This is a genomic window from Mangrovivirga cuniculi (assembly GCF_005166025.1).
Classification (GTDB): Bacteria; Bacteroidota; Bacteroidia; order Cytophagales; family Cyclobacteriaceae; genus Mangrovivirga; species Mangrovivirga cuniculi.
In genome coordinates this window covers 1,111,878-1,136,278 of record NZ_CP028923.1, presented here as the reverse complement: position 1 = coordinate 1,136,278, position 24,401 = coordinate 1,111,878, and the positions used below count along the sequence as shown (strand labels likewise).

The window sequence follows — 24,401 nt, the reverse complement described above, 5'->3', positions numbered from 1 at the left end:
AAGGTTTATCATTTAAAGGTTTTTCAGACCTTTAAATTACAATATTATTTAAGTTAAAAGATAGGAGTATTTTTCAAAATATGATTATTTAAGTGACTAGACCACCTCCGTCAGAGGATTCTGAAAACACTTCTTTGGCTTTTTGCTCACCCTGACTTCGCCATAACGTCATCAAAAACCTATCAAAACGTAAACCTGTGGGGTTTTCTTCATCGAGGTTTGTGTCAGGCTCAATATAATGTACTTTTTTACCAGTCTCCTCTATATAATCTTCAATGACCTTATAATCACTGGTTTTGACCCGATGCAGAAAAATAGTAATAACCCGTAAAATTGTATTTATAACACTGGTGTATTGAGATTCACCCGGAAACAGATCGCGAGGATTGTTACTTAGAACTATAATTTCATCAGGATTTTGTGCGACAGCCGCTGCCGAGGGAACAACCGTCCAATGGCCCCCATCCACCATTTGTTTGCCATCAACATTAACAGGCGGTAAAAATCCTCCCTGACTACTACTTGCTAACATGGCATCTTTTAGTTCAGATAAGCTCTCAATCATTTTCATTTCATATCCATCAGGGACAGTTATATCTTTGGTAGTAAAAATATAGGGTTTCCCCGTTTGAAGACTAACCGCGGTCAGACAAAGAGTTGTATTCCCACTCATGACTTGCTGAAAGACATTTTCTGTAACTTTCTCGTTAATAAGTTGCTTCAGTGGATAGGTCTCCAATAGATATGGTTCACCTTGTTGAAGCTGTCGTACCAGGTTTGTTCTGGCAATTATATCATCATCTACAACATTCGTATAAACATCTTTCAGTGTCTCAATATCCTTTATAGCTGCAAACACCGCAATAAGCGAACCAGTACTGGTACCACTAATGATATCAAAATCACCCAGATTATTTTCAAAGATATAAGAAAGCGCACCGACAGTAAAAGCACCTTTTGCCCCTCCACCACTTGTAATTAAAGCTCTTTTCATGATCTGATTAATTTAAAAACCGGTAGGAAATACCCAATTCTAACTGATTACTTGCTGATCCGGTACGCCATTGATGAAGTAATTGAATACCAAACTGAGGAAACTCAAGTCCGATACCCGGACCAGCAATCCAAAGCCCATCTAGATCAGTACTTCCTTCTAACAAGAATTTAACAGTTCCAAGTGATACCGGATCTGCCTTAATATCAAAGATACGCACTTCCGCCCTGGTGGTGAGAAAAACATCTACCTCCTGCTTCGAATAATATAAAGATGGTCCCAGCAACATTCGGATTCTACCCCCTGCTTTTTCTTTTGCGAAAGTGTATGCCAGGAGTCCTTTAACAGTCAACAGGTATTGCTCGGTAGAACGAAACGGATCAATTACCCCCTGGTTGATTTCAGCCAGAATGCCAATTCCTTTTTGAAATTCCGGTGACAGTGACTCGCTGGTCGGAGCATTCTTCCGATAAATAAAGCTAATCCATGAATTAACGGTGGTATTATCAGCAATTTTATAAAAACAAACCTGTTGTTCCTGAGAAGTATTATTGATAAAAGCCCCGACATTGTTGAGCAATTCTACATAGGCCGTGTAATCATGGAAATTAAGAGAGTCGAGTCTTTCCTGGCGTTCATCATCATTTGCTGGAGCAGGATGTAATTTGAATAAAACAATAGGCACGATAGCTTCGGCATAGTTTTGTATCTGGTTCAAATCCTGAGGAGTCAGGTTTTGGCAGTCCTGTGCTTTCACCCAATTGCTCAAAAGAAGGAGAATAAAAATTATACTGGTTTTGGTGGTATATATTTTTAAAAAAGGCATTATGAATTTACAGTTAATCATTAATCTGGATGAAATGGGAAAATTCTATTTCTAATAAAGAACCGATTTTTATAGTCCAGTGATTCTTTTGGGAAATACTCAATTACAATATGCTGATTTACTAAAATGAAAATTTCCTCTTCAACTTTCAAATCTGCAGCTTTAGAAGAAATTGATAATTTATGAAATCCAATTTTCATATTTTCCTCCAATACAATATACTTCCATGGGTAAAATTTTAAACTATCATTATAAATAATATTATCATCTATTTAAAGAGTTAAATCTATTGACTCAGATGGATTTGGAATTCCTAAGTAAAATGTTGGCTTAACCCTTATTAATAGGATGGAGCTTATCAGAAAAATTGAGATTAAGCTTATTATTAAAAATTTCTTCATGATTCTCTTTTAATCGACAATTACTATGGTAAACTCCTCCTGGCGAGTGTAGCAAAAAAAGTATGACTATTATTACCATTCCACTTTTAATGACCCTTTTATTTCCACTTAAATCTCCTGTCAAACAACTTCGGAATCTACCTCAATGATATGGGAAATAGTTTTTTATCGAGACACATTATCCCAAAAAAGACACTCATGCGAGTAAAAGACTATCTATAGGATGTAACAATCTTGATATATGTTCAGTACCTTATTCTAATAATCAGAGCTTTAAATATCAATTATGTGATTCATACCAATCACTGAATTCATCAATAAAATTTAAAAACTCATCTAATTTAACTTTTTTCAGATGTAATTTTGACATTTCACCCTGATTAGGATAGTTATGAAAAGGATCTTCATATAATTGCCAAATAATGCAAATTTCATCTTCAACTCTAAATGCTCTAATTAGAAAATCATCAAAAGATTCTGTTAAGCTTAACATTGTGTAATCGTATTCACCATCTTCATTTTGATATACTTTATTTATTAGACCCTCGAGATCATTTTCAAACTTAAGCTGTAAAACAGGTAAAAATTTTAATTTGTTTAATTGATGAATAAATGAACCAATAATCACTTCTTCATCATAATATCCTATTTTAAAATTATCTAATATTAATTCTACCTTACCAAAGGTAAAGTTAGTGTTTTTTGTTACCTCACTTTTTATTGCGAAAGAATTTGGGTTACCAATTACCATGATTCAATCTTTGAATTTCCATCTGATTTTTTCTACAGCTCTTTTTTTCTACCCTTGCTGTTTGGAGTGTTCCTGTTTTCCCAATGACCTTAATTAAATTTTTCACCTAATTTAAAATCTAAATATAAGAATAAATATTATACCCCCGCTGTTTGGAGTGTTCGGCAGGACAACTTCAAACTTTTATATGAAATGCAGAGTCTGTGACTCGGTCATTCTACAATGATTAATCCCTGTTCTCTACCTGGCGCAAGAATTCTCTTGTGCAGTTGTCATAAAGCGAATTTTTCATTCATTTCAAACGCGAATATAAGAATATTTAATTTTAAGGCTGTTTCATGAAAATTATTTTGATCCAGTATCCCCGCTACCGCGATATATTTCTCTGTGAATTAAATACTCAAATGGAGCTTTAGTGACTGGATTGCCTGGCGGCCATCCAGGGGTGGGGTGTTGCTAATGAAAACCTCTTCCCGCTACCGCGGGAATGTTTAGTTGTTTAAAGGCACAAGCTCAAGTATAACTTGGCTTGTGCCTTTAAACAACTAAACCCAACACTTCCATGTTGGGTTTTCATTGTCGGGGCGACTGGATTCGAACCAGCGACCTCTCGCCCCCCAGACGAACGCGCTAACCGGGCTGCGCTACGCCCCGAACAAATTCAAATAGTATTTTCGGAGTAAATATCTGTATTCTTACCCCATTTTCGCAAGCTTAATTGCAATTTATCGTATTATTATCTTAAAAATATTAGCTTTATCCTTTCATCGAATCTTAAACCAAGAATGATGATACGCCAGCTATTTTTTATACTACTTGTTACTCTATCTTTTTCTGTTTCAGCGCAAAACAGAATTTTCAAACTGGTCGAAAAAGCCGATACAGCCAAGGCAAAAGACTATGTCCTGAAAATAAATGAAAAGGATCCCGACGATCCCGAAACTAAACTTGCCACAGCTTATTATCTTCAGTGGGTTCATCTGGAAAATCTCAATTACCTGGATAGTGCAGCATCAATGTTGAGCAAGTACCTCAACATCGCTACTGAAGAATCTAAACTTAGTGAAGAAGTTCATCCCGATAGCTTGAAAATCCGAATCGACTCCCTGGCCTATGAGCAATTAAACCCTCCACATTCTCAAAACAGGTTTTTAAATTTTCTTACTATTCACAATACCCAACCCTATGCCTCACAGGCAAAAAATCTTTGGGAAGACTGGGCTTATAATACTGCTATTGCTACTCATACCGACTCTGCATACAATAATTTCAAGAGGTGGTTCCCAAATAGCCAATACATAAGCAATATCAAAAGACGCCAGGCTGATCTAGCTTTTAGCCAGCACTTTACCGAATTTTCAGAAGAAGAATACGCAAATTTCCTGAGAAAAAATCCGAATAGTCCATATAAGCAGGAGGTTGAAAACAAACTAACGGACCTAATTACTATTTCTGGTTCTAAAGAAAAGCTGGCCTATCTGGCAAATGAATATCCGGAACTTAAATCTGCTCAAAAAGCAAAATTGATCGTCAAATCACACTATGACGAAGCTTCTGAATCTGATTTGTTATTTCCCATAGCACAAAACCAAAAAATCGGGTTGATCAATTCTCAAGGCGTATATACTGTACCGCCAATTTTTGATCGACTGGAATCATCTGATAATTGTAATGGGTATAAATCAAAATATATTATTGGTTACATAGGTGAAGCTACAGCTGTTGTCAATCGTTCCGGAAATTTTGTTTTCCGTGGGCCTTCAGAAGATATTAATGAACTTTCGCCTGCCTACATTTCTTTTGTTCAAAATGGGAAAAGCGGTCTCTTACTTTCTGATGGTTCTATCATTCTTCCTCCCATTTACGATGAGATTTTCTTTCCTCATAAAAATTTTATTGCAGCCAGAAAATCGGGCTTAATAGAATTCAGATCCCTCCTAGGTGCTCTTTTAATGACAATCGAAGATGGAGATCTTTACTCTGAAAAGGACTTTATATTTCATGAAACAGATGACAAACTGAGAGTGAGTCACGTCTCGATGTTGCCTAAGATTAAAACGGATTTTTTTCCCTGGATCAGAAACGTATACGATTATGAACTGGCTAATGATTCGACGCTAATTATAGAAAATGAGAACAGGCAATTTGGTGTGCTCAATGAAAACCTGCAGTGGTTAAAATCGCCAGCTGAAAATAAGATCTATGACACTCCTTTTGGTATAGTAGTTAAAGATAAACAGGGCTACAGACTCGCTTATGATAACATGCAAAATTATACTGACCCGTATAACAAACTGGTAAATAGTGAGAAATGGCTACTGGCTAAAAATGACACGAGCACAGTCGTGTACAATAAAAAGTGGTCAGCTCCCTTAAATCTTGAAATAGACTCTTCATATATTCTGGGTGAAAACTTTCTGATTACTTTAACAGATGAAAAACCGGTAGTTTACTTTAACAACAAAGAATCTATGACTTTTGCCTCAGGTACGGGCTTTAAATTGATCTCCACCTCCGGTAAAAAAGAAAATGATCAGGCCCTGATATCTTATAAAGGCAGAAGACAAGTAGTGTATAATGCTGCCGGAGATCAGGTTTTCAGTGGAGATGGAAAGAGCTACTCAATACTGAGCGATTCGATTATCTCGATAATGTTTACCTCGGGAAACTATATGCTTAAAACCCTTGGAGGTAAAACACTTCTTCCTGGTAATTACGATGGATTCCAAAAACTAGATGAAAATAACCTGGTCGTAGTTCGAGATGGAAAATTTGGCTGGATAAATACTAAAAATTATAAAGTTGTAGCGCCAAGGTATTCAAAACTTCCGGTTAAAGACGGAACCAGGGTGATCACACAGTTCGGGAGATATCACTATATACTTAATACCGACGGATCGCTTTTTTACCGTTCTGATGCAGAAGACTTAAAATCATGGAATGACTCTACAGTTTGGATTAAAAATAATTTCAGATGGACATTATGGGATATAATTCAAGATGATTCAGTAGGATTGGTAGCTAAAACGATTAGAATTCATGACCTTAATAATGATAATAATGAGCGGCTGGCTATTTTTCTAACTGAAAATGGATATGGAGCCGCCTCCTCGATAAACAGTGTAACCACCGAACAACTTGACTTTACGGGAATCGAATTTCGAGGTAGTAAAGAAGAGATAGTATTTTTTGCTTATAAAGATTATGAAGATGCTGGTTACAGATTAATCAAATATGTTAATAACAAAGGGAAATTGCTAAAAGAAGAAACCTCCGACATTGACTCTTCAGAAAGAATTCTGTGCGATTAATCATGTAAGATTATTTTTTAATTATCATCAAATCATCTTCATAAAAGATTCAAAACCTCAAAATTTTTGAATTTTCTAAAATTTATTACCTGGGGGTTTACCTTCAAAATTCTCAAATTTATTCAATTTAAGCATGGCTGCTATACTGCCTCAATCCTCTACACAATTAAAGCTCCCGACCTTAATAGCTAGCTACAAACCTGAAAACCAATACTTTATGCATGATTAAAAGTTATCAAAAAGATCTATTCCTTAGAAAAAGACAATTTTTAAATGAAGTGTAAAAACATTTCATAAAACAGGAAATATATCACATATCGGTAAGTTTTGCCGCATTGCTGACAGGAAATTGATAAAAAATGGGGGTAACATTGAAATAAAACCACCTGTCTATGTCAGCAATAAAACTAATTACACACAACGGAAAATTGATCGTCCAGGAAGACCTGAACCTCAATGGGTTGGAAAGCTCCAACGAGCGAGATGCCTTTTTAAAATATTGTGATCCGAAATCAGCATTGGTTTTGACGACCATTTCGAGAAAATCGGTTTTTAATGCGTTTTTCAGGTTGTTAAAAATTAAATACCGGGCTCATGTAAAAGCCAGGGCAATAATTGCATTAAACACTTTAGATGCCTATGTCATTGACTTTTTAGTTCGAATTACCGGATCAGACGTAAAGGTTTTCACTGATACAGAAAAAGCAAAACACTGGCTGACGGCGAAGTAGCTCTCCAGCTTACTTCATTTTTTTAATAATTCCATCGCGAAGCCTCTGCTTATATGAACGCACTTCTTTGGCCACATCGGGGAAGAGGAAATACAAACCAATTAGGTTTGGAAAAGCCATAAGTAAGACCAAAGCATCCGCCAGGGAGAACATAGCTTTCAAACTGAGGGAGGAACCGATGACTACAGCAACACAAAACAGCACCTTATAAATGAGGTCTGCTGTTTTGTTTTCTCCAAACAAAAATGTCCACGCTTTCAATCCATAATACGCCCAGGCAACCATCGTCGATAAGGCAAAAAGGATTACTGCAACGGAAAGCACATACGGAAACCATGTTATGACGCTACCAAACGCTTTACTTGTCAGACTTATTCCTTCAGTTGCATTGGGGTCATAATTATTAGTCACGACAATAACGAGAGCCGTAATTGTACAAACTACAACGGTATCAATGAAGGGTTCGAGCAAGGCTACAAGGCCCTCTGAAAGTGGTTCATCAGTTTTAACAGCTGAGTGAGCAATTGAGGCTGATCCGAGACCTGCTTCATTGCTATACGCGGAACGGGTTAATCCGACGATCATCACTCCGACAAACCCTCCTATTCCTGCTTTTAATGTGAAGGCCTGGGATATGATCGTACCAATAGCTCCAATTATATCTCCTGCATGAGCAAATAATACGACAATTGCTGCAAGTAAATATATACCTACCATAAAAGGCACTATACGCTCCGTTACTTTAACAATACTTTTAATTCCACCTATTATTACCAGCGCAACGATTCCAGCCATCACCAGGCCAAACATCCATCCGTTTCCATATAAGAAGCCATTCTCACCACCGGTGATGGAGATCATTTGTTCAGTTGCCTGGTTTACCTGTGCAGGACCTCCGCTACCAATAGCAGCTCCGGCGCATGCAATTGCAAAAAACACAGCCAGAAACCGGCCTAGTTTAGGTAAATTTCTCTTTGCCAATCCCTTCTGAAGGTAATACATCGGTCCACCTGAAACGGTACCGTCCTGATAAATATTTCTGTATTTAACACCCAGGGTACACTCTACAAATTTGGTGGTCATCCCAAAAATCCCTGCAAGGATCATCCAGAATGTCGCTCCAGGCCCCCCGGTCGACACGGCGATAGCCACACCACCAATATTTCCGATACCGACAGTACCGGATAGTGCAGCAGTCAAAGCCTGAAAGTGGCTAACTTCACCCTCATCATCCGGATTGTCATATTTACCCCTGACTACATCAATGGCATGCTTAAACATGCCGATATTGATAAACCTGAAGTTAATTGTAAAAAACACTGCTGATATTAGCAGCAATGCCACAACAACCGGGATTTCAATAGAATCTGTTAAAGGTATGCTAAAAAGTACGATGTCATTGACTTTATTAGTTATTGGTGCTAACACATTATCTAACCAACCGTCAAATCCTTCCTCAATAAAAAAATCAACCATCCTGTGAATTTAGTTCATTCAATTGTTTATCCAAAATAGAAATCCCTTCTTCGAAGGAATGCGGGGCATATCCTAGTATATCTTTTGCTTTATTTATTATGAAACCGGTTTTTGGAGGCCTTTTAGCCGGCTGGGAAAATGTTGAAGCATCTGCTTTGTTAATCAGGGTTTTATCAAGAGCAAAATATTCAGCTGTTTTCATCGCCATATCATATGGAGTAAGCATCTCTTCACCACTAATATTAAACACTCCCTCAGCTTCATTTAATGCGATCAATGTACAGCCTTTAGCCAGGTCTTCTGCCAATGTTGGTGTTCGCCACTGGTCAGTAACAACGTTAATCTTCTCACCATTCTCAAGGCTTTTTTTAACCCACAATATTATATTCGACCTGCTCATCGATGGAGTTAATCCATAGACAAGAACAGTTCTGGCTATTGCCCATTTGTGGGGATAAGACATCACAATTTCTTCAGCATCAAGCTTTGATTGGCCATATACAGAAATCGGATTTGGAATATCAGTTTCCAGTAATGGACCATGCGATCCATCGAATATGAAGTCAGTACTAAGAAATAGAAAAAATGCATTTATTTCAGAGCTGGCACTGGTGAGATATTTAACTGCATCAACATTCAGTTTATGACAATCTTCCGGATTTTGTTCGCATTGATCTACATTTGTCATCGCTGCGCCATGGATTACCACATCAGGTTTGTACTTACCAATAACCTGTTCGACCTCACTCTCATTTGTGATATCAAGGCTTTCATATTGATAACTGCTTGAATCGATATGTTTAATCCTGTTTTCTCCACGGGAGGTAGCTATAAGCTCTATATCGGGATTCTCAGCCAGAAGAGCAACAAGCTTTTGACCCAAAAGGCCATTTGATCCGGTTATCAATATTTTTTTTGATGACATGCTTAATTAATTATAAATATCTCCGTATTCTTTTATCAGTTTTTTTCTTTTCCACTCCTCTACTTCAACTGCTATTTTTATATCTGTTTCAGGGCGGTCACTATAATTAGTCTTTACCTCACTGATTTTATCAATTACCTCCAATCCATCGATTACCCGACCAAAAACTGTGTATTCACCATCTAAATGGGGTGCTCCTCCAAACTCCTGATATCGCTTTATATCTAATTCTGAATAATCAACCTCGTAATACTTATCAGAATATTCTAAAAGCGCCGGTTTTATACTTAGCAACCATTCCTCAAATGCGGCATAATCCCCCGCGTCTCTATATTCCTGATATTTAATAGCTAAGGTGTCAGCTCCCGGCTCCTTAGCCACTTCAGACATGATACGGAACAAATTTTTCATGTTCTTATCTGTTTCCAGCTTTATTAACTGTAGAGAATCTACCTTTTGTCCTTCAACTATGTAAAACTGACTACCGCTGCTTGCTCTTTCCGGGTTTGCCCTATCTCCTTTTCGCGCTGCTGCAAGTGCACCTTTAAAATGTTTATGTCCTGCTTCAAATTCTGATTCGATGGTATATCTAGGCCCTCCGGAACCATCATTTCCCTTAATTGAATCTTTAGAATTAGGATCCCCACCCTGAATCATAAAGTCATTAATAACCCTGTGAAAGGTAGTACTATCATAAAAACCTTCTTTTACCAGCTTTAAAAAATTTTCTTTATGAAGTGGAGTATCATCATATAAAAGAATAAGCATTTCCCCGTAAGGAGTATGCATTCTTACCAGCTCATCTTTCTTTTTCTTTTTTTGAGCTGTGATTTCTGAATTAGATAAAAGAAAAGTAAATAAGATTAAAAGACTAAATAAATTAATTCTCATCAGGTAAATACTTCTTATAATTTTCCGGTAATGCAATTTCATTTTCATTAAAAATCTCCACACTGATTACCAGGTCTTCTTCTGGCTTACCATTGGGTCCGGTTTTGGCATTCATTAATTTTTCAAAAGTATCAAACCCATCAATCAGTTGTCCAAATACAGTGAATTCTCCGTCCCATTCCGGCATCCCACCATGAGTTTCATAGACTGTCCTGGCTTCAGTAGAATATTCTATCGGTACGAGATCATATCGAGCGATAACTTCCTCCCTGATAGAATCTGTAACTGATTTAAACCTGGAAGAATCTCTCTTGTTTGAAAGTTCTATTAACCTGTCCCGAATCTCAGTGTTTACAGAATCTCCCAAAAATTTGGCTATGTAGTAATCTTGCTGTTCACGAGTTCTCGCTGTAGCAAGGCTATCCAGCATGGAATTATTCCATTTTTTCCCGTATACAATAAAAAACTGCGATCCGTGAGCTGACCTTTCTTCGCGGTCCTTACCAATTATCCTGGCTGAAACCAAAGCTCCTTTTCTATGAATTATCTCAGGAAATATTTCGGCAGGTAACTTATAGCCAGGCCCACCCATACCATCGTTAAACCGATCTTCATCTTTAGTATTTGGATCACCACCCTGAGCCATTTGCTCACTGATAATTCTATGAAAGCTGGTTTTATCATAAAACCCTTCCTTTGCCAGCTCGACAAAATTCTCTTTATGTTTTTCTGTTTCGTCAAACAGGATAAACTTCATATCTCCTAACTCTGTATGCATTACAACGACCGGGTTTTCCTGCTCATAAAGTCCGTCACAAGCACTAAACAGGCTAAATAAAAACAATATGATAAGAGATAGATTGCTTATCCTCATATTAGAGTCCTCTTTTAATTTCGTTTAATAATTCTTTACCACCTCTGCTTATCAGCATATCGCCCAATTTTTCACCTAATTCCCTGCTCTCAGACATACTACCGGTGACTTCATCATCTATCATGGTCTGCCCATCCAGACTGACAATACCTCCTCGTAAAGATATCTGATCTCCATTTTGAGATGCCAAACCAAAAACCGGAACACTACATCCCCCTTCTAATTTTTTCAGAAAAGCTCTCTCAGCAGCTAAACAAGCATGGGTATCTGTATCATTTACTGCCTCAATGATCTTTTGTTTAAGTTCAGGATTAAGGGAAGTGCTTGCTTCAATGGCAATACTCCCTTGTCCTACAGCTGGAGTAAAAACTGAAAGATCAAAATGATGTTTGATCAAATCCTCGTATCCCATTCGATGAACCCCTGCAAAAGCTAAGTGCAGGGCATCACAATGACCATCGCGCATCTTGCCAATTCTCGTTTGCAAATTGCCTCGCATATCAACAATGTTAAAATGAGGATTGAAACGCTTGTGCATAGCAACCCGCCTGGTAGATGATGTGCCAATAGTCAGCTTGCCTGTCAGATCAATATCCTTATCTGAAACCAGAACATCATGCATCTTTTCTCTCTTAGTAAAAGCTATAAGCTCAAGTCCATCAGGTAGCGAGCTGGGCATATCTTTTGCTGAATGAACTGCGATATGTGCCTCTCCAGCATATAGTGCTGCCTCTAACTCTTCTGTAAAAACTCCCTTACTCCCTATTTTATTTATTGCGACATCGAGAATCTTATCCCCTATTGTGTCAAGTTTAATAATCTCAGTCTCAAAACCGGCTTCATTTAGCAAGTCTTCTATATAATTAGTCTGCCACATTGCCAGCTGACTCTTTCTCGTTACTATCTTTACTACCTCTTTCACCTTAATGCTTTAACCAGATTTAATGATAAATTTAAAAACATCAGTCGGGCATTTACATTTCTTTCTATATGATATAGAGATTCACTAAGCAATTCATATACCCGCTCTACCTTTTTAGCACTTAATATTTTCTGAAAGTTCTTTATGAAATCAGTTTCACTACCGGACATCCTGTATAATTCTTCTGCACCACTGATTCCTATAAGGCTTTCCCTCATCATGTGCAAACCATATTCCAGCAAGCTTTTCTGATTCATTTTACCAAGTTTCTGGTACCGGTCAGCCCAGGAAACCAATTCGGAGTAATCTCGCTTATAACAAGTTCGCATCCACTCCTGAAAAAGTTTATGGGTATCCTGATCCTCCTGTCCAATATAGGATATGGCCTTACTGACATTTCCTTCTGAGATTCTGGCAAGCTGATGTGCCTGATCCTCACCTACTCCTTTTGCTACGAGAAGCTCCTTAAGTTCTTCCTCTTTAAAATTACCCACAGTTAATATCTGGGTCCTTGAAAGAATAGTTGGTAGAATTGCCTCGAGATCACATGATACCAGGATAAATATTGTTTTACCCGGTGGCTCTTCTAATATTTTTAATATGGCATTAGCTGCCGATGGGTGCAGAAATTCGGGCAACCATATGATCATCACTTTATAACCAGCGCCGAAAGTAGAAAGTGAAAGGCTTTTAACAATATTTCTGGCTTCTTCTTTTGAAATACTTAGTTGTTTATCCTGACCTCCGTAAAATGCGGCCCAGTCATTCAGAGCCGGAAAGGGATTATCCTTCAAAAACGACCTCCATTCGGTCATCAATGCACTACTTACGGCATCTTTTGATGCCAGTTTTGCTGTTCCTCCTGTTGGGAAAATGAAATGCAAGTCAGGATGTGTATACTGACTGAATTGCCTGCAACTGCCACATTCTCCACAACTATCATCTTCTAATCGATTTTCGCAATTGATAAACTGACCAAAAGCTACTGCTAAAGCCAGGTTTGCACCTCCCTGTTTACCTGCAAACATATGTGCGTGGGCAAGATGGTTATTCTTTACCGCCTGAATTAAGGCCGCTTTTTCGTCGTTAAAACCAGGTATATCTTTAAACTGCATATTTTATTTCTCCCAATTTCGATACTTACTCGTCTCTTCAAAAATATGATTTAATATTTCTTTTTCAGTATCATCAAATTCTTTACCTCGTCTATCATAGACTATATTTGCTGCTTCAAAAGCTTTTTTGATACTGAAAGTAGATACTCCCTGTGGTCCACCCCAGGAAAATGAAGGGATAAAATTACGAGGAAATCCTGCACCAAATATGTTTGCAGAAACACCTGTTACTGTTCCGGTATTAAACATTGTGTTTATTGCACATTTGGTGTGATCGCCCATCATCAAACCACAGAATTGCTGTTCTGTATTTACAAAACCTTCACGGTCGTAGCTCCAGATCTTAACTTTAGCATAATTATTTTTGAGATTACTATTATTTGAGTCTGCTCCAATATTACACCATTCCCCGATTACTGAGTTTCCAAGAAACCCATCATGGCTCTTGTTTGAATACCCTATAAATACAGAATTAGAGACTTCACCACCTACTTTACAATACGGTCCAATGGTATTATCGCCACGGAGTTTTGCTCCCATATTCACATGAGAATTTTCAAGAATGGCACAAGCCCCTCTGATCATTGCACCTTCCTGAATAGTTGCATTCTTTCCGATATAAACAGGACCGGTTTCTGCATTGATGATTGCCGATTTAATATCTGCTCCCTCCTCAATAAAAATCTTTTCTTTACCATAAACAACAGTATGGGGATCATTTATCTCAGCTGAGGTTCTTCCTTCGGTAAGTAAAACAAAATCTAGTTCCAGTTGAGCCCTGTTGCGTTGAAAAATCTTCCATGAAACATCGATCACTTCTATTTCTTCACCATATTCTTCACAGGCATCTAATTGATCATTGATAGAATCCCAGGTATTAAATTTTTCCTTGCTCTTAAATACGATAACCGAATCTCCAATTTTTAATCCTCGATTATAATCAAGCTTTTTGATTTCCCTGATAAGTGCTTCTGAAGGGCAAACTGCTCCATCAATATAAATATTTTCTTCACTGGTAAGAAGTGGGAATTTTTTAGAGAGATAGGACTCAGTAAGATAGGATATATTCTCATTGAGTCTTTTACTCCATTTATCTGCCAGAGTCAGAATTCCTACGCGGATCTCTGCTACAGGTCGTGTAAAGGTAAAAGGCAATAACCTTTTTCGAGTTGTGGGATTGTCGAATAGTATTATATTCATATAGCAAAAATAAAAATACTGATCGCAATCTATAAGAAATTACAATAAAAGGATGTAGAAAGAATATTAAGTTTCTAAAACCTTCATTGGTGATTTGATCTTATCATGGAGAAAAATCCTGAAAGTAGCTCCCTCACCCGGGGTACTTTTTACAGCAATTGACCCACCATAGGACTCAGCAATGGATTTAACCGAATACAGCCCGATGCCCGAGCCTTCAATATCCCGGTTAAACCTTGTGAATAATCCAAATAGCGCTGCACCGTGTTTATCCAGGTCAATCCCTCTTCCATTATCCTTAACCTGTAGATATTTTCTGCCTTCCTTTATTCCTGTACAAATATCAATTTTCAGATTTTTATCAGGGTTTCGATACTTTATGGCGTTGGTAATTAAATTTAGCAGGATGCTTCTGAGGTGCACCCGGTTGTACCCTACCTGGTTAAATTCCGCAAAATCAACACTAATCTGGGCACCAGACTGCTCGATCTGTTCATAAATTGATTCTTTTATATCTTCGTAGACCTCGTAAATATCAACCTTATTCTCATCAATTTCACTATCCTCCTTATGGTCTTTAAGCAGCATAATCATTTCCTGAATAGATCTCTCCAGTTTATTACTTGCTTTTTTTAATGCATTGAATAATTCTAATTCAGAGTCATCAAGTTTACTTTCAATATTTAATAGATCTAATAATGAAAGAATATTATTAACTGGACTTTTAAGATCGTGAGAAGCTATATAAGCAAATTGCCGAAGATAATTATTTTGTTTTTCAAGCCTTGAGTTTACTGTGAGCAAATTGTTTTGTAATTGCTTGTGACCAGTTATATCAATGATGGTTATTAATGAAGCTTTCTGACCTTCATAATCAATATCCATCGTTCTTATCTCTCCAACTCCAAGGCCTCCATTTCTGGTGGTGATTTCCACCTCGTGATTCTGATTAGGTTTAAAATCAAAGTGAAGATGCATATTACTCAATTCATTCATATTGGCATTGAGAAAAATTGTGGCAGCTTCATTAGCATATACAACCTGGTTATTTTTATTCAGAATCAGAATCCCATTAGGACTTTTGGCTCTTTCTCTCACCAGGTAGACCTGCTTCTCTAGTTTCGTACGCTCAATAGAATACCATATGGAGCGATATAACTGATCACCGGTAATATCATTTTTTAATAAATAGTCAGCAGCACCGGCATTGATCGCATCTTTTTCCAGGGTTTCATTTGAGTATCCTGTTAACAAAATGATTGGGTTTGTACACCCACAATCGATCGCATCCTTCAGAACAGTTAGCCCGTTTTGATCCCCAATCCTGTAATCAAGAATATAAATATCATAGCTGTTATCGCAGAATGAATGGAGTGCATCCTCCGAATTGTCATTCCAGGATAATTCAAAGTCCTTAAGTTTTGATGATTGAAGAAGATCCTGAATGATTAAAAAATCTTCATAATCATCATCAATAAGAAGAATTTTAGTTGACATGTACGCTAATTGATTTCCACCTCAAATTAATCAGATATTATGATTTATAAAGTACCAAATACCAAGGAAATATAATATTTAAGGCTGATGTAAGGTTTCTATTAATATTGTAAAAATAACAACCCCTACTTTTTTATCTTAAATTCATTAAACTCCAATTCAACAGCCGTCCCTTCACTTTGATGAGGCAAAATTCTAATTTCCCCACCAAGATTATCCATAATTTTACCACATGCCGCTAATCCGATTCCGTAACCCTGGACCTCAGAGTCTTTTTTACCCCTTGTAAAAAATTCAAAAAGAGCATTATTATTACTTACATTAATCCCAATTCCGTTATCTGAAATTTTTATTTTTAGTTTATCATCTACAACCTCCTGCATCATATCAATAATAAGCCTTCTGCTATTTTCACGATACTTTAATGAGTTTGAAATAATATTCTGGAAAAGTCGATATAACTCCTGGTATGAGGCATATACCTTCACTGAAAGATTTACATTAATTTCTGCTTCTGATTCATTAATTGCTAATTCGAGATCATCCAACACATTGCTTATAACAAAAGAAAGATCAACCATTTTTCTTTTCTCCCCAGAAGACCTCCGGCTATCCTCCAAAAGTTTATTCACCAGATTTTGCATACGCTCAGAAGCGCTGACCATTCTGTCTAATAAATCCTTACTTTGATCATCCAGAGTCTCCTCATTATTTCTTTTAAGCATGTCTCCAAAAGCCTTTATTTTCCTGAGCGGTTCCTGAAGATCGTGACCTATCAGCGAAGCAAAATTTTCCAGATCAGTATTACTTTTTTCCAGTTGCTTTGAATAATCGGATAGCTGAGTAGCCATTTCAGCAATTTTTAACTCATTTTTTTTAAGCTCTGTTACATCCTCAGCATAAAGAATAATACCTCCGATTTCATTATCGGGATAATACCAGGGTCCGACTGCCCACGATATATAAGAGATGCTTCCATCCGGCCATTGAAAAAAATCATTATCCTTACTCATCTTTTTCCCTTTTAATGCTTCCAGATGCCTTTTTTTCCAACCCTCTTTAATCCCTGGCACAACTTCATAATGATTTTTACCAATTATGGACTCATCCACATCATAATCCTCCAGCCATCTTTTGCTAACCATGATATAGTTCATCTCGGTGTCAAACATGGCTACAGGAACAGGATTACTTCTTACAAATTCTTCTAATAATGATTTATATCTGTCCCTCTCCTGTTTTAAAGCTTTTTCTTCGTCGATATTTTGAATAGTTCCTCGAATCGCCACAACCTCTCCTGAATCATCAAAAACAGGTTCGCCTTTCATTAATAACCAGACAATTTCATCATTATTAATTAATCTGAATTCACTGCTATAGGCCTTTCCGGTTTTAAATGATTCTTTTCTTTTTTTAACTAACTCAGGCAGATCCTCAGGATGAATTAATTTTAATGCATCATCAAAATCCATAGACTTGTTACTTTTCTTATAAATCCCTGCTGCTTTTAATGCTCCACTGGAAGAAGTAACGACATTTGTTTTGAGATCTCTATACCAAACTCCCATTTGATTGAGTTCCTCAGAAGCCAGGTATTGCTCCATCTGCTTTTGAAGTTCTTTACGGTATTGCTGCCTGCTTTCAAATGAAATTTTTAATTCAATGACCTTTCCTACTGCATTGGAAATTAACAGTATAACATCCTTAAGGTGATCATCGAGTAAAACAGATTTCAAAGCATGTGATCCTGACCAGCTAATTAGCCCTCTTCTCTGACCAAAAACTTTTACCGGTTTATGAATGAAACAGCGGATATCGTTTTCAAGGAAAATTTTATATTTGTCAGGAACTTCATCCAAAGTCAAATCAGAATAGATAGTAATTTCATCCGATTTCATCGAATCTTCAGCCATTGAATCTTTATAAGGCAAAACTTTCTGAGGAGCCTTGCCATTCGCCTCTTTTATGGAAGCTATGTTTCTTATATAAATAGAATCATCAATCACCTCTACATACGAAGCATTTTCCATCCCAAACAGATGAATGCCAACTGACAAAAGTTCTTCAACCTGCTTATCCGGATTATCAACATATTTTGTGAATGCCTCGTGTATTTTCCTTATTGCATTAGAATAAATTTGATATTCCTGTGTTGCCCAGTCATTCATTAGAGTTTTTTTCTTTAATATAATAACATCAAGACAATACATAAGGGCTTAAATAAAAAAAGCCTTCGCTATTTCTAACGAAGGCTTTAATTTCTTTATCAAAAAGATTATTTCTTTTTGTAACGCTTGTTGAATTTCTCAACACGTCCTGCAGTATCCACGAACAATTTCTTACCAGTGTAGAAAGGATGTGAAGCGGATGAAACTTCGACCTTTACCAACGGATATTCGTTACCGTCTTCCCACTTAATCGTATCGTTGGTCTTGATAGTAGATTTCGTCATGAATGAATAATCACTCGATGTGTCCTGAAATACTACTTCTCTATAGTCCGGATGAATATCTTTTTTCATTATTATATAAGCTTTAAATTACTTTCGTTTTTCAAAATGAGGCACAAAGATAACTAGATCAACTTTGTTTACCAAATAAAACAAAGATTTAGTATTATTAAATTTTAATTGTGCTATTATTACCGTTACACACGCAAAAATAACAAATATGAGGCAGGTATTTTTCTTTTCACTGACTTTTCTCTTTTTATCAATATCAATTAAGGCTCAGAGCATAAGACTTGACCGGAGAAACTATCAGCACCACCTGATAGACCGGTTTGAGATCAGAACCGGAAAACAATATCCGGGCTTCCACTCGACAATGAAAACCTATCGAAGGGATAAAATCGATACAGCCTACTATGATATGGTCGCTGACTCAACAGAAAAAAGTGATGTCACAGCAAGTCTGTTGCTTTATAACAACTGGGAATATATTTCAGATGAAGCCCCAGAGTCCGATAAACCTCTGTTTAACTTTCTTTACAAAACTCCGGGAGACTTTTGGCATGATAAAGGCAAAAATTACGATCTGCACGTAAATCCTATCCTGCATCTGGCATATATGAATCAAAATACAGAAACTGATGGTTCATTATTTATAAATACAAGAGGAGTAAAAGTAAGAGGCCGTATCGGTGATAAAGTAGCTTTTTTCACCTCACTGACTGAAAACCAGGCGAGGTATCCATCATATATCCATCGATACATTAATGAAAATATCGTTGTTCCCAACCAGGGTTTCTGGAAAGAATTCAAAGATACCGGTGTTGATTTTTTTGAAGCCCGGGGTTATATAAGTTTTGATCTTGTTAAAGATATGATCAATCTGCAATTTGGACACGACAGGCTTTTCATTGGGAATGGTTATCGCAGTATGATATTATCAGACTTTTCAGCTCCAATGCTGTTTCTAAAACTGGAAACCGAAGTTGGGAAGGTTAACTACACAAATATCTTCGCAGAACTCACCGCAGATATTGAAGGAAATCAAAGTGGATTAACCGGAAGTGGAAGGTATCCAAAAAAATATCTGGCTCAGCATCGACTCGGCATCGACATCGGTAAATCTTTAAATATCGGCCTTTTTGAATCAGTCGTTATCTATGAAGATTCAGCTAGTGCCAATATAGAATTAGGCTATTTAAATCCGATAATATTTTACCGTGCTATAGAGCAAAACGAAGGAAGCCAGGATAATGTCCTACTCGGATTAGACTGGAAATGGAATTTCCTGAACCACTTTTCATTTTATGGGCAATTATCTCTAGATGAATTTGTTTTAAGCGAATACACAGATAATAATGGCTGGTGGGCCAATAAAAATGCCGTTCAGGTCGGTATGAAATATATCGATGCTTTCGGCATACCTTACCTCGATCTGCAAGGAGAATTTAATACCGCAAGACCATATATGTACTCACACAGGGATAGTTACGGAAGCTTCAGCCATTATGGCCAGCCCCTTGCTCATCCCAGAGGAGCGAATTTCACAGAATTAATTGGTATAGCCAGGTACAAAATCATTCCAAGACTTGACTTGACACTTACAGGGATTATTTCGGATTTCGGCTCTGATGAAGATGGTGGAAACTGGGGAGGTGATATCCTGAAACCAAATATAACCAGGGAACAAAATTACGATAATGAAACCGGTCAGGGTGTAAATAACTCCTTGTTTATCGGAGAAGCGCTACTTACTTACATGCCCAAAAACAACCTTTTTGTGGATTTAGGGTATACTATCCGTAACCAGGAAAATGAGATTTTAGGTGAATTAAACGAAAACTGGTTATCTATTGCTGTAAGATGGAACATTGCAAGACAGAATAATCTGTTTTAGCGGCTTAAAAAATGTAACTTGCAGCCCTGAATTGACAAAATTACTGAATGAAGACATTAAAAAGGCTTTTTCAATATGCCAGACCAATAGGGTGGCTTACTCCTATTTACATAATAAGCACCTTGTTGTTTACCATATTTTCTTTGTTTAACCTGTTATCTTTAATACCCATAATGGAGGTATTATTTGACCAGATAGATCAGGATAAATTAGAAATGCTCAGGCAAAAACCCGAATGGGGTGAAGTTGGTGTTGTCGAATATTTTAAGGGATTGTTTTACTACAACCTGACCAACTACATAGAAAATGTCGGTAAGTTCAGGGCGCTACAATACATTTGCACGCTTTTAATCGGTTCGGTATTTCTTTCAAACCTGTTCAGGTACATTTCTCAGCTTACAGTAGAAAAAGCTAAAGTCAATGTTATCAAAACTTTAGAACATCAATATTTAATTCTGTAACTGGCCTTCACGTAGGTTTTTCACTAGTGAACACAAAGGTGATATCATGTCCAGGATCACTTCGGATGTTCAGGAGGTTGAAAATAGTATTGTCAATTCAGTAAGAGTTTTCTTTAAAGAGCCGATAATCATCTTAGTTTATTTCGGTACTTTGTTTGGCATAAGTTTTAAACTGACTTTATACAGTCTGATTCTTTTACCTGTATCCGGTATCATTATCAGTACGATTTCAAAACAGTTAAAAAAGCAGGCAATCGGCACTCAAACTACTCTGGGTAGAATGGCGAACATTTTAGATGAATCTCTCTCCGGAATGAGAGTAATCAAAGCGTTTAATGCCAAAGGATATATAAACTCTAAATTCAAATCAGAAGTAAATAATTACGCCCTTTATAACTGGAAGTTTAGCAAAAGATATAACCTGGCAGGTCCGTCTTCTGAATTCATGGGAGTTACCGTTGTTGCAATCATCATTATGATCGGAGGAACCTTGATACTCGACGGCGACAGTGGTCTGGAAGCATCTGATTTCTTTGGTTTCCTTGCTGTTTTCAGTCAGATATTAAATCCGGCCAAGTCCTTAAATAATGCGATCTCAGGTCTTCAGAGAGGACTGGTTTCCGCGGATAGAATTTTTGAGTTAATGGACACCGAAAATGAGGTAAAAAATAAGCCTGATGCAATTGAGATAGATTCTTTTTCAGATCAGATCATCTATAATAATGTATCTTTCGCATACGATACTGAAAAAGTAATTGACAATATATCTTTTACACTTAAAAAAGGTAAAACAGTAGCACTTGTCGGTCCATCGGGGGTGGTAAATCAACGCTTGCCGATCTTTTACCGCGCTTCTATGACCCTACAGAAGGTAAACTCGAAATAGATGGTGTCAACCTTAAAGATATCGAGATCGAAAGCCTCAGGGCTCAAATGGGTATCGTGACGCAGGAATCTATCCTGTTTAATGACACGGTGTTTAACAACATCGCCTTCGGAATGAATAATGTAAAGGAAGAGGATGTTATCGCTGCAGCAAAAATTGCAAATGCCCACGAGTTCATAGAAAAATTAGATGATGGATATCAGTCGAATATTGGTGAGAGAGGAACTAAGCTATCCGGCGGACAAAGACAAAGGTTGAGTATCGCAAGAGCCATTCTCAAGAACCCTCCAGTCTTAATTCTTGATGAGGCAACATCAGCACTTGATGCTGAAAGTGAAAAACTAGTGCAGGAAGCGCTTACAAACCTGATGAAAAACAGAACATCCCTTGTTATTGCTCACCGCCTGAGTACGATCAAGCACGCTGATGAGATTCTTGTTATTGAAAGAGGTCGAATAATTGAAAGGGGTAATCACGAATCCTTATTAGAACAAAAGGGGTTATATGCCAAACTGATAGAGATGCAGAGTCTTCATGAGTAGCTAAAACTCGTAAAATCTTAGTGTATCGGTGGTAACTTAAATGATATGATAGTATATTGACCCTTGAACTGAAGCATTGAATAATGATGAAGAAATTTACTATCGGATTTTTTATTGTTTACCTGCTATTTCATATAGCGGTAATTATAGCTGCAACAGTAGCTACAGGTGATAGTTTTTTAAACCTTCTAAAATATGATTACCTGTTCAAACCGGGAGCATATCTAGGACTGGTTTTATTCCTTGTGAATATTGTTTTATTCTTAAAATTCTGGCAGGATCAACACAAAAAGATCTCCAAACTCGATAAAGAAAAAACAGAATTAAAAGCCAAGATGTTTGACCTGGCTGAAGAATCCAAGCAGGTAAAAAGCCAGGGAAGTTCTGATTCTGAAACAAAAAATCAATAATTTCCAGGTGGTCGAAGATATTAAAAAAGAGCTGGAAGAAGCTTTACACACTTTACAAAAAGTATTATCTGACGAAGACTTACTTAATAAAATCGCAGAAGCAGCTGACCTGATGTCTGAAAGCCTTAAAAATGGAGGAAAGATAATCAGTTGTGGCAATGGCGGATCTCATTGCGATGCCATGCATTTTGCCGAGGAGTTATCGGGAAGATACAGGGATAACAGGCCGGCCATGGCTGCGATTGCTATATCAGATCCCAGTCATATAAGCTGTGTCGGCAATGATTTTGGATTTGAGTTTATTTTTTCCCGCTTCGTAGAAGGAATAGGTCAGCAAAATGATATCCTTTTAGGAATCTCCACCAGCGGTAATTCCAGGAATGTTATTGAGGCAGCTAAAGCAGCTAAAGCCAAAGGCATGAAGGTGGTTATACTAAGTGGAAATACCGGAGGAAAACTGGCCGGTGGAGCGGATATTGAAATCAGAGTACCACACCATGGATATGCTGACCGAATCCAGGAAATCCACATTAAGATCATTCATATACTGATCCAGAAAATAGAGAAATCGATGTCTGCAGGATCATGATTCATTATTGTAAGTGATTTCCTGTTTTTTAATATTAGAATTTCAACTATTCAATTTTTTTATGACTATTAAATAATTCTTTAATGAAAACCAGAATTTCAACATTAATTCTATTTTTTCTTTGTTTAACCAGTGTAAAAGCACAGCAATATAATCAACTATTTAGCGAGGCTTCTGAAGCGGTTAAAAACCAGAACACCCAAAAACTACAGGGACTGTTACTTACCCAGGACTCATATTCGGAAGAAGGTACAAAAGCCCTGGCTGAATTAATAATAGAGTTTAAATCAACCGGTTTTGATAATTTTCAAGCTGAGTATAAGGATGCACTTAAAAAACACCGTGATAACAGAATTTCATTTATGGTATTTCAAATCTTTGGGTTTAAAGCCATGCCTCCTTTTGGTGAAATGCCTGAATATTCAATTATTGAAAAAGATGATAAAACAATTCTCAAATTGAAGGAAGATAAGGAAAGCATGTATTCAGGATATGAGTTTGTTGTTGGGAAAGAAAATGGCACCCTTAAATTTATCCCGGCAAAGATGCAGAAAGAAGAAGATATCGCTGAATTCTATGAATTCTACTTCGACTGGAAAAAAGTCTTTACAGAAAATCCCGATGAAAAAAGAAAAGAAGCACTTGATGCACTAGTCGCTAAGTATGTAAAACCAACAACATTAACATATGCTGACAGTCCTGCTTCAGGTAAGATCAATGGTAGTGATTGGGTTATAAAAGGGGGAATGGCAAAGAAAAGAACGTCTTTTGGTAAAGAGAAAATTAGTATTACTCTCTTTAATGTTGCCCCTGAAAAAGAATGTAACCAATTTCTTAATGCAGATAAAGTGATGATTAGCCTTCCTGAAGCAGGAGAGTATGACCTTGCCTTGACTGGCAATAATATCACACTTTACGATTCGGAAAATAATAAAAATAAGATGGTCAGAGATGGTAAGGTGAAATTCGAAATTGATGAAGGTAAGCAAATGGTAACCGGCATTATTACCGTAAAACTTGACGACGATAATTTTGTAAACGGAACATTCGGAGTTCCTTTCTGTACTGAAAAGCAATAGTCAAATTAAAAATAACAAGAATAAGAAAGCTTGACATTGTCAGGCTTTTTTATTTTTATAGTAATATATCCCATAAACCAATTCACCATGTATATCAATATTCTAAGTTATCTGCCAGAAGTTTTCTCTTCCACCTCAGCAATGATCATTGAGGCCTCGTTACTACTCGGTGTA

General features: G+C 37.1%; 23 protein-coding genes and 1 tRNA gene. 9 read left to right on the top strand and 15 right to left on the bottom strand.

The window, feature by feature from the left end; genetic code table 11:
* Window positions 1–88: 88 nt before the first annotated feature.
* The 5 genes from DCC35_RS05225 to DCC35_RS05205 all read right to left on the bottom strand — a co-directional run bounded on the left by DCC35_RS05225 (window position 89) and on the right by DCC35_RS05205 (window position 3,626).
* Entirely contained in the window at window positions 89–994 is a 906-nt protein-coding gene (locus DCC35_RS05225) for a patatin-like phospholipase family protein (protein ID WP_137089790.1), read from the bottom strand.
* Window positions 995–1,001: 7 nt separating this feature from the next.
* Window positions 1,002–1,820: a hypothetical protein gene (locus DCC35_RS05220; protein WP_137089789.1), complete on the bottom strand. Its 819-nt coding sequence runs from the start codon at window positions 1,818–1,820 to the stop codon at window positions 1,002–1,004.
* Window positions 1,821–1,840: 20 nt separating this feature from the next.
* A complete protein-coding gene (locus DCC35_RS05215) occupies window positions 1,841–2,020 on the bottom strand; it encodes a hypothetical protein (protein ID WP_137089788.1) in 180 nt (59 codons plus the stop codon).
* 481 nt (window positions 2,021–2,501) lie between these two features.
* Window positions 2,502–2,972, bottom strand: coding sequence for an Imm42 family immunity protein (locus DCC35_RS05210; protein WP_137089787.1), 471 nt, complete (start codon window positions 2,970–2,972; stop codon window positions 2,502–2,504).
* Between the two features lie 579 nt (window positions 2,973–3,551).
* Window positions 3,552–3,626: transfer RNA gene (locus DCC35_RS05205), tRNA-Pro, on the bottom strand.
* Window positions 3,627–3,757: 131 nt separating this feature from the next.
* Here DCC35_RS05205 and DCC35_RS05200 point away from each other — a divergent pair.
* Together DCC35_RS05200 and DCC35_RS05195 are read left to right on the top strand one after the other, a co-directional pair.
* Window positions 3,758–6,283, top strand: a complete 2,526-nt coding sequence (locus DCC35_RS05200; protein ID WP_137089786.1) for a tetratricopeptide repeat protein — start codon at window positions 3,758–3,760, stop codon at window positions 6,281–6,283.
* Between the two features lie 392 nt (window positions 6,284–6,675).
* The gene (locus tag DCC35_RS05195) at window positions 6,676–7,014 is read left to right on the top strand and encodes a hypothetical protein (protein ID WP_137089785.1); all 339 of its coding nucleotides are present in this window, start codon (window positions 6,676–6,678) and stop codon (window positions 7,012–7,014) included.
* Between the two features lie 9 nt (window positions 7,015–7,023).
* On the opposite strand, the gene DCC35_RS05190 is transcribed toward DCC35_RS05195, so the two are convergent.
* The 10 genes from DCC35_RS05190 to DCC35_RS05145 all read right to left on the bottom strand — a co-directional run bounded on the left by DCC35_RS05190 (window position 7,024) and on the right by DCC35_RS05145 (window position 18,435).
* Complete coding sequence (locus DCC35_RS05190; RefSeq protein WP_137089784.1) at window positions 7,024–8,490, bottom strand: alanine/glycine:cation symporter family protein; 1,467 nt, start codon at window positions 8,488–8,490, stop codon at window positions 7,024–7,026.
* Window positions 8,483–9,415, bottom strand: a complete 933-nt coding sequence (locus tag DCC35_RS05185) for an SDR family oxidoreductase (RefSeq protein ID WP_137089783.1) — start codon at window positions 9,413–9,415, stop codon at window positions 8,483–8,485. Before DCC35_RS05185 ends, DCC35_RS05190 begins: the two co-directional genes overlap by 8 nt.
* A gap of 6 nt (window positions 9,416–9,421) precedes the next feature.
* Entirely contained in the window at window positions 9,422–10,306 is an 885-nt protein-coding gene (locus DCC35_RS05180) for a peptidylprolyl isomerase (protein WP_175402720.1), read from the bottom strand.
* On the bottom strand, window positions 10,296–11,180 hold the full coding sequence (locus DCC35_RS05175) for a peptidylprolyl isomerase (protein ID WP_137089781.1): 885 nt from the start codon (window positions 11,178–11,180) through the stop codon (window positions 10,296–10,298). Before DCC35_RS05175 ends, DCC35_RS05180 begins: the two co-directional genes overlap by 11 nt.
* A 1-nt stretch (window position 11,181) precedes the next feature.
* Entirely contained in the window at window positions 11,182–12,102 is a 921-nt protein-coding gene (gene hemC / locus DCC35_RS05170; RefSeq protein WP_137089780.1) for a hydroxymethylbilane synthase, read from the bottom strand.
* Complete coding sequence (locus DCC35_RS05165) at window positions 12,099–13,217, bottom strand: DNA polymerase III subunit (protein ID WP_137089779.1); 1,119 nt, start codon at window positions 13,215–13,217, stop codon at window positions 12,099–12,101. The genes hemC and DCC35_RS05165 overlap by 4 nt, the downstream gene beginning before the upstream one ends.
* A 3-nt stretch (window positions 13,218–13,220) precedes the next feature.
* Complete coding sequence (locus DCC35_RS05160) at window positions 13,221–14,417, bottom strand: GlmU family protein (RefSeq protein WP_137089778.1); 1,197 nt, start codon at window positions 14,415–14,417, stop codon at window positions 13,221–13,223.
* Window positions 14,418–14,483: 66 nt separating this feature from the next.
* Window positions 14,484–15,914, bottom strand: coding sequence for an ATP-binding response regulator (locus DCC35_RS05155; protein WP_137089777.1), 1,431 nt, complete (start codon window positions 15,912–15,914; stop codon window positions 14,484–14,486).
* 125 nt (window positions 15,915–16,039) lie between these two features.
* Window positions 16,040–18,082, bottom strand: coding sequence for a PAS domain-containing sensor histidine kinase (locus DCC35_RS05150; protein WP_175402719.1), 2,043 nt, complete (start codon window positions 18,080–18,082; stop codon window positions 16,040–16,042).
* Between the two features lie 107 nt (window positions 18,083–18,189).
* Window positions 18,190–18,435: a type B 50S ribosomal protein L31 gene (locus tag DCC35_RS05145; RefSeq protein ID WP_137089775.1), complete on the bottom strand. Its 246-nt coding sequence runs from the start codon at window positions 18,433–18,435 to the stop codon at window positions 18,190–18,192.
* Window positions 18,436–18,583: 148 nt separating this feature from the next.
* Here DCC35_RS05145 and DCC35_RS05140 point away from each other — a divergent pair, with 148 nt between their 5' ends.
* From DCC35_RS05140 to DCC35_RS05120, 7 genes are all read left to right on the top strand, one after another.
* Entirely contained in the window at window positions 18,584–20,260 is a 1,677-nt protein-coding gene (locus DCC35_RS05140) for a hypothetical protein (protein ID WP_137089774.1), read from the top strand.
* Between the two features lie 47 nt (window positions 20,261–20,307).
* Window positions 20,308–20,721, top strand: a complete 414-nt coding sequence (locus DCC35_RS21760; RefSeq protein WP_317128989.1) for a hypothetical protein — start codon at window positions 20,308–20,310, stop codon at window positions 20,719–20,721.
* A 46-nt stretch (window positions 20,722–20,767) separates the two neighbouring features.
* The gene (locus tag DCC35_RS21755) at window positions 20,768–21,607 is read left to right on the top strand and encodes an ABC transporter ATP-binding protein (RefSeq protein ID WP_317128988.1); all 840 of its coding nucleotides are present in this window, start codon (window positions 20,768–20,770) and stop codon (window positions 21,605–21,607) included.
* Complete coding sequence (locus tag DCC35_RS21750) at window positions 21,532–22,149, top strand: ABC transporter ATP-binding protein (protein ID WP_317129012.1); 618 nt, start codon at window positions 21,532–21,534, stop codon at window positions 22,147–22,149. Before DCC35_RS21755 ends, DCC35_RS21750 begins: the two co-directional genes overlap by 76 nt.
* 83 nt (window positions 22,150–22,232) lie before the next feature.
* Window positions 22,233–22,559, top strand: a complete 327-nt coding sequence (locus DCC35_RS05130; protein WP_137089773.1) for a hypothetical protein — start codon at window positions 22,233–22,235, stop codon at window positions 22,557–22,559.
* Window positions 22,560–22,566: 7 nt separating this feature from the next.
* A complete protein-coding gene (lpcA, locus tag DCC35_RS05125) occupies window positions 22,567–23,148 on the top strand; it encodes a D-sedoheptulose 7-phosphate isomerase (RefSeq protein WP_137089772.1) in 582 nt (193 codons plus the stop codon).
* 83 nt (window positions 23,149–23,231) lie between these two features.
* Window positions 23,232–24,227 (top strand): hypothetical protein, encoded by a 996-nt coding sequence (locus tag DCC35_RS05120; RefSeq protein ID WP_137089771.1) that lies wholly within the window; start codon window positions 23,232–23,234, stop codon window positions 24,225–24,227.
* The last annotated feature ends 174 nt before the right edge of the window (window positions 24,228–24,401 follow it).

Excerpts from the sequence above, each read along its gene's own strand:
- DCC35_RS05225 (WP_137089790.1), bottom strand. The coding sequence starts at position 994 with ATGAAAAGAGCTTTAATTACAAGTGGTGGAGGGGCAAAAGGTGCTTTT.
- DCC35_RS05220 (WP_137089789.1), bottom strand. The coding sequence starts at position 1,820 with ATGCCTTTTTTAAAAATATATACCACCAAAACCAGTATAATTTTTATT.
- DCC35_RS05215 (WP_137089788.1), bottom strand. The coding sequence starts at position 2,020 with ATGAAAATTGGATTTCATAAATTATCAATTTCTTCTAAAGCTGCAGAT.
- DCC35_RS05210 (WP_137089787.1), bottom strand. The coding sequence starts at position 2,972 with ATGGTAATTGGTAACCCAAATTCTTTCGCAATAAAAAGTGAGGTAACA.
- DCC35_RS05200 (WP_137089786.1), top strand. The coding sequence starts at position 3,758 with ATGATGATACGCCAGCTATTTTTTATACTACTTGTTACTCTATCTTTT.
- DCC35_RS05195 (WP_137089785.1), top strand. The coding sequence starts at position 6,676 with ATGTCAGCAATAAAACTAATTACACACAACGGAAAATTGATCGTCCAG.
- DCC35_RS05190 (WP_137089784.1), bottom strand. The coding sequence starts at position 8,490 with ATGGTTGATTTTTTTATTGAGGAAGGATTTGACGGTTGGTTAGATAAT.
- DCC35_RS05185 (WP_137089783.1), bottom strand. The coding sequence starts at position 9,415 with ATGTCATCAAAAAAAATATTGATAACCGGATCAAATGGCCTTTTGGGT.
- DCC35_RS05180 (WP_175402720.1), bottom strand. The coding sequence starts at position 10,306 with ATGAGAATTAATTTATTTAGTCTTTTAATCTTATTTACTTTTCTTTTA.
- DCC35_RS05175 (WP_137089781.1), bottom strand. The coding sequence starts at position 11,180 with ATGAGGATAAGCAATCTATCTCTTATCATATTGTTTTTATTTAGCCTG.
- DCC35_RS05165 (WP_137089779.1), bottom strand. The coding sequence starts at position 13,217 with ATGCAGTTTAAAGATATACCTGGTTTTAACGACGAAAAAGCGGCCTTA.
- DCC35_RS05160 (WP_137089778.1), bottom strand. The coding sequence starts at position 14,417 with ATGAATATAATACTATTCGACAATCCCACAACTCGAAAAAGGTTATTG.
- DCC35_RS05155 (WP_137089777.1), bottom strand. The coding sequence starts at position 15,914 with ATGTCAACTAAAATTCTTCTTATTGATGATGATTATGAAGATTTTTTA.
- DCC35_RS05150 (WP_175402719.1), bottom strand. The coding sequence starts at position 18,082 with ATGAATGACTGGGCAACACAGGAATATCAAATTTATTCTAATGCAATA.
- DCC35_RS05145 (WP_137089775.1), bottom strand. The coding sequence starts at position 18,435 with ATGAAAAAAGATATTCATCCGGACTATAGAGAAGTAGTATTTCAGGAC.
- DCC35_RS05140 (WP_137089774.1), top strand. The coding sequence starts at position 18,584 with ATGAGGCAGGTATTTTTCTTTTCACTGACTTTTCTCTTTTTATCAATA.
- DCC35_RS21760 (WP_317128989.1), top strand. The coding sequence starts at position 20,308 with ATGAAGACATTAAAAAGGCTTTTTCAATATGCCAGACCAATAGGGTGG.
- DCC35_RS21755 (WP_317128988.1), top strand. The coding sequence starts at position 20,768 with ATGTCCAGGATCACTTCGGATGTTCAGGAGGTTGAAAATAGTATTGTC.
- DCC35_RS05130 (WP_137089773.1), top strand. The coding sequence starts at position 22,233 with ATGATGAAGAAATTTACTATCGGATTTTTTATTGTTTACCTGCTATTT.
- DCC35_RS05120 (WP_137089771.1), top strand. The coding sequence starts at position 23,232 with ATGAAAACCAGAATTTCAACATTAATTCTATTTTTTCTTTGTTTAACC.